We start from the raw sequence: 13,153 nt of genomic DNA, 5'->3' as shown, positions 1-13,153 counted from the left end.
GCTGGTTTGCATCACGGAAAACTGGGCGTTAGAGTCCAGACGCCAAGTGAGAAACTAAAAGCTATCCTTTCTTAGGCATAAAAAAAGCGCACGCCTCGTTTCTGGGCGCACGCTCATGAAAACAGGACAATTTTACAGACCTGTCCTGAATATTTCTATTCCCGAAATAAGTTCAGAAAAAAACAGGAGGTTCTGAAAATGATATTAAATTGATGTTTTTAAACTTTTTAGTCTTTTTCATCCTCATACCCTCCATTTCCTTTTATTTGTTAATTCAAGAGTACCAAAGTCTTTTTTGAATTGTCAACATTTTTCGAAAATACTTTCTTCCAAAAGAGAAAATCAATGTTTCATTCTAAGGCTTGAGGGTAATTTAGTACTAAGAGAATAGGACGAGGTGAGGGAAATGTATAAAAACATCGCAGTTGCATACGACGGATCAGAAGGTAGTCGGATCGCACTCCAAAAATCGGTAGAATTTGTCAAAGCATTGCCGGATACCAAACTTTCCGTAATCTACGTTGACGAAGACCACCGTGAAAGTGTCGGATATATGGATGCTGGCAACGCTTCAGCTCCTGTTGTCTCAGCAAATGTCGACAGTAATTATGCTCAGTTTATGCCCCCTGGACTTGGCGACGAGGGTTTTAGACCCCCAAAAGATCATGATGATACAACAGCCGAGTACTCAAAACACATGCATAATTCCATCCAACAGCAGCTCGACAAACATAATATCAAAGCATCTGTACTTGCCTTGGAGGGAAACGCCGCAAAAACGATTTCCGCTTTTATCGAAGAACAGAACATCGATCTTCTAGTGATTGGAAACAGTGGGAAATCAGGATTACAAAAATTCTTCGTTGGATCAGTAAGCAAAAAATTGATCAAGGACTCTTCAAGTTCAATATTGGTAGTCAAATAAAAAATCCGATCTGCTGGAACAAGCTTTTTACCAGCAGATCGGATTTTTAAATATCAAAATGACTAATTATCACAATTTCATCACAAAATTGGTAGTTTGTTTCCCTGTTGGATGGGTAAAGATTACTAGTAGTAAAAATCATGTTAACCAACAGGAAGAAGGGATCACCCATGCCAAGACATACTGTTTATTTTTTATCTTCCCACCAGCATCGCGGTTTAATGGCTGAAATTTGGGCTAATCGACTTATGCTTCCTGATTGGGAAATTCGCAGCGCTGCCTGGACGCAGGATTCACATTCCTCTTCCAATGAAATGCCTCTGGAAGTGATGAAAGAAATCATATTGGATTTACCGACAGTTGAAGCCCGCATCTACAATCCAGAAGAAGTGAGCGAAGCTGACCTAATTATCGCTCTGCACGACGGAGACTTGGAGCATGGAGACATTCCATCCGATTTGCCTAGCCAGAAATTGCTGCATTGGGATATTCGCAATCCGGAACTACGGAGCACCGACAGTTCGGAGCAATGGGCACTTTACCAAGAGATTTGTGATGAGATCGCAATGAATATAAAAAATATGGAAGCCTACTTCCGTGCAGACTACGTATAAAACCTTCACCGGCAATCTCGGTGAAGGTTTTATTTGTATCCAAGAAAATACTGGCTATAACTTTATTGCCCAGCTCTTCGGGTCATAAGCCATCCCGACTGTGCGGCAAAAACGCCGCTTCATCGGTCTGTCTTATGCCCGTCAGAGCTACCTGGGCACCTCCGCTTTTCTTTTTGTCCGGCTTCAGTGCCCAGCTCTTCGGGTCATAAGTCATCCCGACTGTGCGGCAAAAACGCCGCTTCATCGGTCTGTCTTATGCCCGTCAGAGCTACCTGGGCACCTCCGCTTTTCTTAAGTATAAAGGATTGCTCGGACGGGACTGCCTTCCGCGCCTTTAATCTTTAAAGGCAATGCTGCTAACTGGTATACTCCTTCTGCCACATCATCCAATACAATGCCCTCTAGAATAAATCGTTGGTGTCGGTTCATCGCCTGGTGCATCGGCAATTCCTTACTGGTCTCAGGATCCACCGATGGAACGTCGACTCCAAGAAGCCTGACTTTATTGTCAGCCATCCATTCTGCGATCGAATCATCAAACACCGGCCATTTTCCAGGGAATTCGTATCGATCTTTCCAGGCCAAGGTTTTTAGCAATAGAGCTGTGACTCCTTCTCCAAGCGGCTCTAAGTCCGATGAACTGATTTTGTCGAAGCCACTGACGTCCATAACCTGCGCTTTCGATAAATAGATGTCCAGCGGAAGCTCATGTACCTTGAGCCCCTGTTCATCATAGTGAAAAGGTGCGTCAACATGCGTGCCAATATGAGTACTTGTCTGCAGTTTTCCGATATTGACTGAACCGCTTTGCTGCTTAGTGACAGACAGCTCATAGCTGAACGGCGCATCCCCCGGCCATTCTGGCGTCATATCGCTCAATTCCATGGAAATACCGATAATTTTTTTAGGTCCCACTCAAGCCACCACATTTCGTTCGTTGCTGAAGTTTTTATAGGTTTCGTTTTCCATGATGCTCTGCAGCTTCTCTACCACTTGCTCCACATCGCCAAACGAGGTGTAAAAAGCGATAGGCGCCAGCCGAATGATATTCGGCGCTCGGAAATCCGGGACGATTTTTGCTTTCTTCAATGCTTTGCAGATCCGCGCAGCCTCAGGATGAGAAAAGGCAATATGGCCGCCTCTTGCCTCGTCATGCATAGGCGTAACGTCGACCAATTCAGGAACCTGCTGTCCGACCAGCTGTCTCAAGAGGCTTGTCAGCTCAAGTGATTTTTGGCGGATTGCCAGAATGCCCGCTTCCTCAAACAACTCCAGACTCCCCAATAAAGGAGCCATACTGAAAATATGCGGTGTACCGATCTGGTAGACACCTGCACCCTGTGCTTTCGAAAATTCATGATCCATATCAAATTGGCGGGTTTTATCAGAGCCGAACCAGCCGGCATTACCAGGCAACAACTGATGGTGGCGCTCATGCAAATAAAGTCCGCCCGTCCCACCTGGTCCGGAGTTCATGTATTTATAATGGCACCAGACGGCGAAATCCACTCCATCATCGTGCAAATTATGCGGCATGGCACCAATTGAATGCGCCAGGTCAAAGCCGACCAGGATACCTTTTTTATGTGCTGCTTCCGTGATTTCCCGGATTGGCAATAATTGGCCGCTTCGGTACAGCACAGATGGCAATAGCAAAATTGCCACGTTGTCTGTTAGCTGTCCGATAATATCATCTAGTTCCAGCGTGTAGCCGTCTCTGCTTCCGACTTTGCGCATCGCCTCAGCCGGATCCAGTCCGCGCAGACGGAGATGGCTCTCCACTGCATAGATATCAGAAGGAAAGTTCAAGTCATCCACGACAATTACAAAACGTTCGACTGTCGGTTGATACACTGTCGACAGCATCTGATGGATATTTGATGTAATCGAACCTGTCACCATCACTTCATGCGCTTCTGCGCCAACCAAGGGTGCAACGCGAGCACTCATCGTTTCCGCTAAGGTGAACCAGGGATTCTCTCCTTCGGTCCACCCATCAATTCCGAATGTCTTCCAGCTATCCATCAGGTCCTGCAATTTCGCCTCAGACCGTCTGGACATCAACCCAAGTGAATTGCCATCCATGTATACCGTTTCTTTTTCCAAAAAAAACTCCTGCTTAAAATTCGCTAACGGATCCTGTTGATCCATCTCTTTGCTCATCACCATTTCCATCCTCCTTCAGCTATTACATCGCATAGGCGACTGCACCTAGAACCGCCGTCACTAGTACAACAATCCAAGGAGACAGTTTAAAATAGACTAACATTGTAAAGGCGGTTATCGCAATTGCAAAATCAACAGGTCCACGGATTCCTGAAGTGAAAACAGGATCGTATAAAGCGGCAAGCAAAATTCCGACCACACTTGCATTGACGCCTTTCAGCGCTGCCTGTACCCCTGACTTTGTACGGATGATGCTCCAGAAAGGCAAGGTTCCGATGATCAACAAAAATGACGGCAGGAACATGGCGATTACGGCAATCACCACTCCCGATCCTCCGTTCATCAATTGGCCCAAATAACCGGCCAAGGTAAAGAGTGGACCAGGCACAGCCTGAGCCGCTCCATAACCGGCAATAAACGTGTCAGGTGTCATCCAAATCGGCACCACTTCCCGCTCCAGCATCGGCAGCACAACGTGCCCTCCACCAAAAACAATCGAACCGACACGATAGAAGATGTCGAAAATCGCGAAAGAAGTGGATTCAATAAACGGTCGAATCAACGGCAATCCAATCAATAAACTTGCAAAAATAGCCCAGGCTGCAATGCCTGTCTTTTTTCCGAAGCTCAAAACCAGTTTGACCGGTTCAGGTGCTTTGTCGTTGCGGTAAATGGCATATCCAAGGATCCCCGCCAGAACAATCACCCCAATTTGAGCCCAGGTTGTCGGTATCAGCAGAATGATGATTGCCGCTCCCAAGGCAATCGCAATACGTTGCCGGTCAGGCGCCAAACTTTTCCCCATTCCCAATAATGCATGTGCCACAACAGCGACGGCGACAATTTTCAACCCTTGGATCCATCCGCTATCAAACGAACCATTGGTGACGACGAGCGCAAATAAAAGCAGTAGGATGACAGACGGCATCGTGAATCCGAACCAGGATAAAAATCCGCCGAATATCCCGCCGCGCAGCATGCCGATGGAAATCCCCACCTGGGAACTTGCCGGTCCCGGAAGAAATTGGCAAAGCGCCACTAAGTCTGCGTACGCTTTGTCGTCCAACCACTTTCTTTTAGTGACATACTCATCTCTGAAATAACCGATATGCGCAGCTGGTCCCCCAAAGGATGTCAGCCCCAACTTCGTCGAAGCCTTTAAAATTTCTGCATAGTTATTTTTTTTCTTAGCCATAGCTCTCTCCTTTAAGTTAAAGATTCTATCTATAAGCATAACTGTTTACTTATGTGTTTCAACATTAAATTTATGTAAAAATTATGAACGCTGCTGTCATAGAAGCTTTTCGGTATTGACATTGCCTCAAAAGACATTGATACTATTAAAAGACGGTTTGGCGCTATTTGTCCCGAGCTGCACATTTTGTGCAGAACATCGCCATATATATAAGCAAATCTCAAAATATCTACTTCAATAACTAAAATATCAAATAAAGATCGTGAAACGGCCCTCCTATGAGGGTCGTTTCACTTTGTTCCAGCGACTTGGAGGCGGGAAACTTTATGGACGTGTATACAAATTTACGCAAAGGGGAAAAAGGCGCCTGGATCAGCATTGGTGCTTATGTGTTCCTCAGCGCCATCAAGCTTGGTTTCGGCTATTGGGGCTCTTCCGAAGCCTTGAAAGCGGATGGCTTTAACAACTTGACGGACATCATTGCATCCATCGCGGTTCTAGTCGGTCTCCGGATTTCCCAGAAGCCACCGGACGAAAATCATCATTATGGCCACCTGCGGGCCGAAACCATCGCCTCACTCTTAGCTTCTTTCATCATGGCGGTCATTGGCCTGCAGGTTCTGACCAATGCTGTCCGGTCGATTTTCGAACCGGCTGCTGAAGCACCTTCTTTAATCACTGCCTGGGTCGCTTTTTTCTCGGCAATCGTCATGTACGCTGTGTACCGCTATAATTTAAAACTCAGCAAAGAAATCAAAAGTTCTGCCGTCCGTGCCACAGCTTATGACAATCGTTCAGATGCTTTGATCAGTATTGGTGCTGGAATCGGCATTATCGGTGCAATCTTCGGTGCGCCGATCCTTGATGTTATCACAGCCTTTGTTGTCGGCTTGATCATCATTAAGACCGCTCTGGATATTTTTAAGGAGTCTGTCATCACTTTGACAGATGGCTTTGACGAAGATGAAGTTGAAACTCTGTCTGTTTTGGTCAGAAGAGTACCCGGTGTTATCTTTTTGCGTGACTTTAAAGGACGCAACCATGGCAATGTCATGTTCATTGATTTGACGGTCAGTGTCGCCCCCAACCTGACTGTGATGGAAAGCCATTGGATTACAGAAGAAATCGAGAGAAAAATCCAGAAAGTAAAACCCAATTGTGTCATTCTCGTCCATATCGAACCGGATTATGCCCATGCTGACGCTCAGGACGATAGATTTGACGAGTAATCTTGCTACTGAATAACAACATATAAAAAGTCCATGGCTTCCAATCAGCCATGGACTTTTTATAGTCTATCATGCAATGCCTGAGCCAATTTTACATGATTACGGATAAAGTCATGTGCAATGGCATGGCGGATCCGGCTTTCGAGCCTTTCCTTCATTTCGACATCGAACACTTGAACTTCCACCTGGAAATCCAGCGCCGAATTCCGGAAATCAATAAATCGTATGTCAGGCTCTTTTTCTGGAATTCCTTTCATCAGCTTCATAGCCTTCAGAGCTGATTCTGTAAGAAGCTGTTCTATTTTTTCAGTATCACTGCCATAATCCACACTTACCACAACCCTTGCGTACAATTGGGCGCTGGATCTATTTTTAACAATCTGCTCGATGAAATATTGATTTGGAACGACAAGTGTACCTTCCTTCAAAGTTTCAATGACCGTCGACCTGAGTTTGATTTTTGTAATCCGCCCGATTTTCTTGTCGATTTCCACCATTTCTCCGACCTCCATCGGCCGTTCAAACAAAATGATGATGCCTGAGACGAAGTTGGCTGCGATGTTGCGGACTCCAAACCCTATGCCGATTCCCAGAACACTGAAAACAAAGCCAAGCGCTGTCAGATCTAATCCGACTGTAGTAAAACTGATAGCCAAAGCTAAAAACATCACGACATAATACAGCAGCCGATTGAGCGTGTAGCCCATCCCGATGTCCACATTAAACTGTTCATAAACAAAGGGCGTAACATAATGGTTAAATGCTTTGACAAGACGGCTGGCAAAAGTGACAATCATCACCGCCACGACAATCAACAAAATGGAAATCTCTACTCCTTCAGTTTCATAAAAAGCCAAAGTCAGCCATTGTTCTCTGGAAAAATAGAAAAGGAAAAAAAGAATGCTGCCATAAAGCACCAGCCAATTTAAAACATCTTCAATGACCGGATAAATGCGCTCTTTGAAATCACTGGAAGAAACCAACTTTCTCAGCAGGAATAGGATCAAGGATTTCACAACGAGTATTAAAGCCAGGTAAATAAAGAACATAAGAAATTCTTGTATAGACAAATTTCTTAAAAAGATGATTCCTTCAAACAGCTGATTGTTCTGCATCGTTCTCCTCCTTTACAGCTAAGTGTGTGACTATCTCAAAAAAGCCACTTCAATTTTCCTTCGCCAAAAGAAGATTATAGGAATGCTGACCGGTGGCTTTAGCCAGCTGGTCGACTTTCTCCTGCAGTGCTTCATGATCGAACGATTTCAACTCTTCGTTATCAACGCCTTCCAGAATGTAGGCATGGGTTTCCCATAGCTCCTGATGATGCTGCTGAGGTGCAATTTCGGCAGCGACTTTCAAGGATTCAAGCATAGTAATCAACACCGAAACATCTTCCTTGCCATAATGGGATAATTGGTAAAAGGTTTTATATAATATACTTTTATATACCGGGAAACGATACAAGACCCGTTCTTCACCCAACAAGAATGGTCCGGTTTTCAGCTGGCCCAGCTGGCCCAACAGGCGACCCAACCGGATAATGATTTCATTGGCTGTATTCGGATCGTTGATTCCTGGGGATATGGCACGCAACGCCACTTCCACTAATTTTTGAATAGCGAAACTGATATCCTGCTCCGAAGTCCTAGAAGTGCCGAGTGAATAAAATTTACCAATAGACAATTCTTCGTCACTGACCTTAAAAATATGAAAGAGTGGCTTCCCTTCGTATACGTAGTCGCCGGTTTCGACAAGAATCTCCACCTTCAGCTTTTGTTCTTCCGCATAATCCACCAGCTTGCTGAAGGAAAGATATTGAACATACCCTTCTTTTTCAGCCCGGTGCGTTTCTTTGATGCCAACCGGATACCATTCAGTTTTTTGTTCTCCTTCATTTTTTTGCAGCTCCTCGATTTTGGAAATGGCCTGCTCTGTATCCGCAATCAAATGATTAATTAACTGTCCAACCTGTACGTTGGTTGCAATATAATGAATAAAATAAGCGAATGTGGAAAGACAGAAAAAAGCGATAACAATTCCGACAAATGTGGAAAGTACGTCAGTTTCATACAAATCGTCTCTCATAAACAACAGCGATAAAGTATTATAGATGAAGCCACTGAGGAAAATACCCAAGACCCGCCAAACAATTTTATCGTGAATGAAGTTCTTCAATGTTCTTGGCGAAAATTGAGATGAGTACATAGTAAGTACAACCAGAATTGTTGAAAAAGTAAAGGTGGTCATCGTTAGAAGTGAGCCTGCTAAACTCCCCATGATGGTCTTGGCTAAATCGACATTCGTTAGAATAACTGCTGGGATGTATGGCTTCAGCTCTTCGATATACAATAGGTCGACGTAGTAGAGAGCAATTGATAGGAGAATTGCCATCACAATATACAACGCGGGAGTAATCCACAGTTTTTCCTGCAGCCAAAATGATAGTGACTTCATATTTAGTCCCCCCTCTCTTGTATGTCTCTTTCCACTCTCTTTTCCCTCGATGGCTTTTGGACAAACAAAAAAGGCCGGAAGCTGTCCAGCCTTTTTTTCTATTCACTTCAACTTCAGCGGCAATTCCTTGACGCCACGGACAATCATGCCCGGCCGCCATTCCAGTTCATGGCTCTTTACAGCCAACACCATTTCCGGAAAACGGTCGAGCAGACTGGCAATGGCAATTTCCCCTTCGAGGCGGGCAAGAGGCGCCCCCAGACACATATGGATTCCTTTCCCGAATGCCAAATGCGGACTTTTCTCGCGCTGGATATCGAAGAGTTCCGGTTCGGCAAATTGGTCCCGGTCGTGGTTAGCGGAATTTAGCGACACAACGACCAAATCGTCTTTTTTCAACTCTATTCCCTGAAACTCAAAACTTTCGCCTGCCCACCGGGACGTACTGAATTCCACCGGTCCATTAAAGCGCAAGGACTCTTCAATTGTCTGGTTGACAAGCTCTGGCTGTTGCGCCAAAATTTTTCGCTGTTTTGGATTTTCCAACAGGGAAAGAACGGTATTGCCGATCAAATTCACCGTCGTTTCATGGCCTGCAATAATCAATAGCGTAATCACGCCATACAGTTCCCGTTCACTTAAGTAGTCGCCTTCTTCCTCCGCCTGGATCAAACTGCTGATCAGATCATCTCCTGGCTGTTCACGGACAGTAGCAAACCACTGCCCTAAGTATTGGACAAAATCATTCATGTGCTGGTAGACCGTGGCACCCAACTCACCACTGGTTCCTTCAATCATCGAGTTCGACCAAAGCCTGAACTTATCACGGTCAGCCGAGGGTACGCCCAGAATTTCACAAATGACAATGATTGGCAATGGAAAAGCGAATTCATCAATCAAATCGACTTGATCTCGACCCTCCATTGCTGTTAACAGCTCATCCGTTATTTCCTGAATTCTATCGCGCATGCCTGCTATCATTTTCGGCGTAAAGGCTTTTTGAGCAAGACCGCGCAGCCGTTTATGGTCCGGCGGATCTGAGAACAGCATGTTTTGGGTAAAGACACTCATCTGATCCATACTGCCCCCGTAAATCTTCGAAAGATCCTTCGTAAAACGGGGATCTTTCAGGACTTTTTCTGCATCTTCATAGCGCGTCACCATCCAGCCGTTCTGGCCATCTGGAAAGCGTACAGCATGAATCGGATCCTCTTCCCGCATTTTGCTGTAGATCGGATAGGGATTTTGTGTAAATTGCTCGGTAAACAAGCCGGCATCACCGGCACGATTTGAAGTCATTTCCACTCCTCCTCCTTTCCTTCTCTATCCCCTTACTCCAGTAGATTCAATTCGTTCAAATTTGAAAGAGGACAAGAATATTTGACTCCATACTTTAGGATTGCAGAAATTTTTATTCTGCAAGGAATCACCTTTTTAAGGCTGTCGATAAAGCATGGGTCATCAAGCTTTTGACGTATTGATCAAAATGCACAAACCTAGGATCCTGCGTCTGACCTTTTTTATAGCGAAAATAGATTTGCTGGACGATGACCGCCAGCTTAAAATAAGCAAACGTCAAATAGAAATTCATATCTGACACGTCCCGACCACTCTTCTCGCCATAGCTCGCTATAAATTCTTCGCGGCTGTAAAAGCCGTCCAGCACAGTCACGGGTGCTTTTCCGAGCCCTTTTTTCAATAAATCAGGATCGTCCGCCTGAATCCAATAACTCATGGCAGCTCCAAGGTCCGCAAGCGGATCTCCAACTGTGGTCATTTCCCAGTCAAACAAACCGGTCACTTCTGAAAACCCTTCTGAAAACAAAGCATTGTTCAGTTTAAAATCGTAATGGATGATAGTAGGATCTTGGGATACTGGCATGTTCTCCATCATCCATTCAGTTAATCGGTCCACTCCCTCAATATTATCTGTCTGCGCGCGCTCATAGCGTCCGATCCAGCCTTCAACCTGGCGCTGCATAAAGCCCTCCGGCTTGGCCATATCTGCCAAAGCGGTTTGCCTGTAATCCAGCGAATGAAGCTCAACCAATAGATCGACCATCTTCTCCGAGATTTCCCGTCCCAACTCTCTAGTTGGTTCAATGCCTTCAGGAAAATCGCTATCCAATACAAAGCCATGCCGCCTTTCCATAACAAAAAACGGACTGCCGATAATCGTTGCATCACCTGAATAGACAAAAGGCTTTGGAGCAGTTTTGAAGACCGGGTGCAAAGCGGATAGGATTTTATACTCACGTTCCATATCATGTGCTTTGGGTGCCACTGGGCCAAGTGGCGGCCTGCGCAGGACAGCCTCCCAGCCTCCAATTTGCAGAGCATAGGTTAAATTGGAGTGACCGGTACCAAACTGATGGACTTCGAGTTTTCCTTGTGGCAAGTTTTCAATTTCCTTACGTAGAAATTGTTCAAGCGAAATCTTATCTAGCTCTTCGCCTGCTCTGACTGGAATAATCACATCTTGTCTCTCCATTATTTCTCCACCTTTTTTGATTCCAATGAGTTTAGCTAATATAAATATTCGTAATAGTCACTTAATGTTAGCGCGATCATTTCCTTAAAGCAAGCAGAAGTGGATCCTTTTTCAATAATCCGAAAATTTTTCTTGACCGGAACTTCAATATCATTTATCGTTAACTTAACTTGAAGAAAGAGGTGAGGCATTATGGCTATTTTATTTTTGAATACGCAATTCCAGTCTATAGTGTCTCCTTCTGTGTATCGCTGACGATACGCTTCTTCCATTATGCCTGGAGACCATGGACTGCGAATTGCGCATCCGTGGTTTTTTATTTTGCATAAATAGGAGGAAACAACATTGACGAAAATTGAACAATATGGCTGGAATACCAACTGGCAAAAAAAAATAAACGCCCCGGGAATCCCGGGACGCGTAACCTTGGAACATAAGAATCTTTACCGTGTCGTCACGGAAAATGGAGAATGGCTTTGCTCATTATCCGGAAAATATAGGCACCAGCATCACGGCACGGAATTTCCATGTGTCGGCGATTGGGTAATGACCGAGCAAATGCCCGGCGAAGAAAAAGGCATCATCCAGCAAGTCCTACCCCGCACTTCACAGTTTTCAAGAAAAGGGGCAGGAGAAACATCCGATATCCAATTAATCGCCGTTAATGTCGACACTGTCTTTTTGTCAATGTCGCTGAATCATGATTTCAATGTCCGCCGTCTGGAACGTTATTTACTGGCTGCCTGGGATTCGGGCTCAAATCCTGTTATCGTTTTGACGAAGAAAGACCAGTGCCAGGACATCGATCCTTACATGCGCCAAGTAGAGAGTGTGGCATTTGGGGTTCCGGTGTTTGCAGTGTCCGCTCTTACCGGCGAAGGAATAGAAGAACTGCAAAAGCAGCTGTCCAGTTCAAAGACCGGTGCCTTGCTTGGTTCCTCTGGAGTCGGAAAGTCCTCATTGATCAATGCTTTATCCGGCAGTGAACAGATGATGGTTCAAGATATCCGTAAAGATGATAGCAAAGGCCGGCATACCACTACACACCGGGAAATGATTTTACTGCCTGCTGGTGGATTGATGATCGATACTCCCGGCATGCGCGAATTTCAGTTGGGGGATTATTCGGAAGGCATCGAAGCAGGATTCAGCGATGTGGAAGAGTTGGCGATCGCCTGCCGGTTCCGCGACTGCGCCCATCATGACGAACCTGGATGCTCAGTCCAGGAAGCACTCCAAAACGGAGCGCTGGATGCCGGACGTTACGGGAGCTACTTAAAGCTCAAGCGCGAACTCGCCCATATGGAACGAAAAAGCGATGCGGCTGCGCAAAAGGCAGAACGCAACAAATGGAAGCAATTGACCAAAGACAGTAGGAAACGGCCTGTTAAAAAAAACTAAAAAAGAGTGCGACGGAAAATTCTGTCGCACTCTTTTTATCTTCTGCCAGGTTCCGTCAGTCCATGCTTAACAGCATAAAGCGCCGCCTGCGTCCGGTCTTGGACAGCCAATTTAATGAAAATGTTGGAAATGTGGGTCTTCACTGTTTTTTCAGTGACAAACAATGCGGAAGCAATTTCCCGGTTGCTTTTGCCTTTTGTCAATTCAGCCAGCACTTCTTGTTCTCTCGGCGTCAGCTGGTTGATGGTATGTGGCGCCGGTTCAGACGGAGCTTTCAGCAGCTCGGATGAAGCTTTTGGATGGAGTGTATTTTCACCGCGCATCAAACTGCGCAGTGAAGCCACCAGTTCATCGGGTTCAATATCTTTCAATTGATAGCCCGCTGCTCCCGCTTCAATCGCCGGCACCACATGGTCCTGATCTGAAAAACTGGTCAGCATCAGCACGATAATTTCCGGAGATTGCTCTTTGATTATCCGAGTTGCCTGGATGCCGTCCATCACTGGCATCATCAAATCCATAAGAACAATATCCGGCTGAAGTGCAGCAGCCATTTCCACGGCTTCTTTTCCGTTTACCGCTTCCCCCACCACTTCAATATCCTTTTGGGTTTTCAAAAAGAACAACAAGCCTCGCCGAACCACATGATGGTCATCGGCTATCAATACTTTCACCATG

General features: G+C 45.4%; 12 protein-coding genes. 4 read left to right on the top strand and 8 right to left on the bottom strand.

The window, feature by feature from the left end; genetic code table 11:
- The first annotated feature begins 406 nt into the window (after positions 1-406).
- Positions 407-925 carry a universal stress protein gene (locus BBH88_RS05585; protein WP_006828354.1) on the top strand — a complete coding sequence of 173 codons (519 nt, stop codon included), beginning with the start codon at positions 407-409 and terminating at the stop codon, positions 923-925.
- Positions 926-1,095: 170 nt separating this feature from the next.
- Complete coding sequence (locus BBH88_RS05580; protein ID WP_006828353.1) at positions 1,096-1,539, top strand: arsenate-mycothiol transferase ArsC; 444 nt, start codon at positions 1,096-1,098, stop codon at positions 1,537-1,539.
- Positions 1,540-1,830: 291 nt separating this feature from the next.
- Here BBH88_RS05580 and BBH88_RS05575 read toward each other — a convergent pair whose 3' ends face one another.
- From BBH88_RS05575 to chrA, 3 genes are read right to left on the bottom strand one after another with little or no spacing between them, the layout of a single operon-like run.
- A complete protein-coding gene (locus BBH88_RS05575; protein WP_238323416.1) occupies positions 1,831-2,454 on the bottom strand; it encodes a cyclase family protein in 624 nt (207 codons plus the stop codon).
- Positions 2,455-3,708, bottom strand: a complete 1,254-nt coding sequence (kynU, locus tag BBH88_RS05570; protein ID WP_083387746.1) for a kynureninase — start codon at positions 3,706-3,708, stop codon at positions 2,455-2,457.
- A 19-nt stretch (positions 3,709-3,727) separates the two neighbouring features.
- Positions 3,728-4,900, bottom strand: coding sequence for a chromate efflux transporter (gene chrA / locus BBH88_RS05565; RefSeq protein WP_006828350.1), 1,173 nt, complete (start codon positions 4,898-4,900; stop codon positions 3,728-3,730).
- Between the two features lie 326 nt (positions 4,901-5,226).
- Here chrA and BBH88_RS05560 point away from each other — a divergent pair, with 326 nt between their 5' ends.
- Positions 5,227-6,129, top strand: a complete 903-nt coding sequence (locus tag BBH88_RS05560) for a cation diffusion facilitator family transporter (RefSeq protein WP_065537143.1) — start codon at positions 5,227-5,229, stop codon at positions 6,127-6,129.
- Between the two features lie 59 nt (positions 6,130-6,188).
- Here BBH88_RS05560 and BBH88_RS05555 read toward each other — a convergent pair whose 3' ends face one another.
- The 4 genes from BBH88_RS05555 to BBH88_RS05540 form a co-directional block, all read right to left on the bottom strand.
- Positions 6,189-7,244 (bottom strand): mechanosensitive ion channel family protein, encoded by a 1,056-nt coding sequence (locus BBH88_RS05555; protein WP_006828348.1) that lies wholly within the window; start codon positions 7,242-7,244, stop codon positions 6,189-6,191.
- Positions 7,245-7,293: 49 nt separating this feature from the next.
- On the bottom strand, positions 7,294-8,583 hold the full coding sequence (locus BBH88_RS05550) for a DUF2254 domain-containing protein (protein ID WP_006828347.1): 1,290 nt from the start codon (positions 8,581-8,583) through the stop codon (positions 7,294-7,296).
- Between the two features lie 102 nt (positions 8,584-8,685).
- Positions 8,686-9,882 carry a cytochrome P450 family protein gene (locus BBH88_RS05545; RefSeq protein WP_006828346.1) on the bottom strand — a complete coding sequence of 399 codons (1,197 nt, stop codon included), beginning with the start codon at positions 9,880-9,882 and terminating at the stop codon, positions 8,686-8,688.
- A gap of 127 nt (positions 9,883-10,009) precedes the next feature.
- Complete coding sequence (locus BBH88_RS05540; RefSeq protein ID WP_006828345.1) at positions 10,010-11,074, bottom strand: phosphotransferase family protein; 1,065 nt, start codon at positions 11,072-11,074, stop codon at positions 10,010-10,012.
- A gap of 345 nt (positions 11,075-11,419) precedes the next feature.
- Between BBH88_RS05540 and rsgA the strand changes: the two genes are divergently transcribed.
- Positions 11,420-12,475 (top strand): ribosome small subunit-dependent GTPase A, encoded by a 1,056-nt coding sequence (rsgA, locus tag BBH88_RS05530; RefSeq protein ID WP_006828343.1) that lies wholly within the window; start codon positions 11,420-11,422, stop codon positions 12,473-12,475.
- 35 nt (positions 12,476-12,510) lie between these two features.
- Here rsgA and BBH88_RS05525 read toward each other — a convergent pair whose 3' ends face one another.
- The gene (locus BBH88_RS05525; protein WP_006828342.1) at positions 12,511-13,152 is read right to left on the bottom strand and encodes a response regulator; all 642 of its coding nucleotides are present in this window, start codon (positions 13,150-13,152) and stop codon (positions 12,511-12,513) included.
- Position 13,153: the final 1 nt, after the last annotated feature.

This window comes from Planococcus antarcticus DSM 14505 (genome assembly GCF_001687565.2).
Classification (GTDB): domain Bacteria; phylum Bacillota; class Bacilli; order Bacillales_A; family Planococcaceae; genus Planococcus; species Planococcus antarcticus.
The sequence above is the reverse complement of the archived record's forward strand: the minus strand, read 5'-3'. Positions and strand labels throughout refer to the sequence as shown.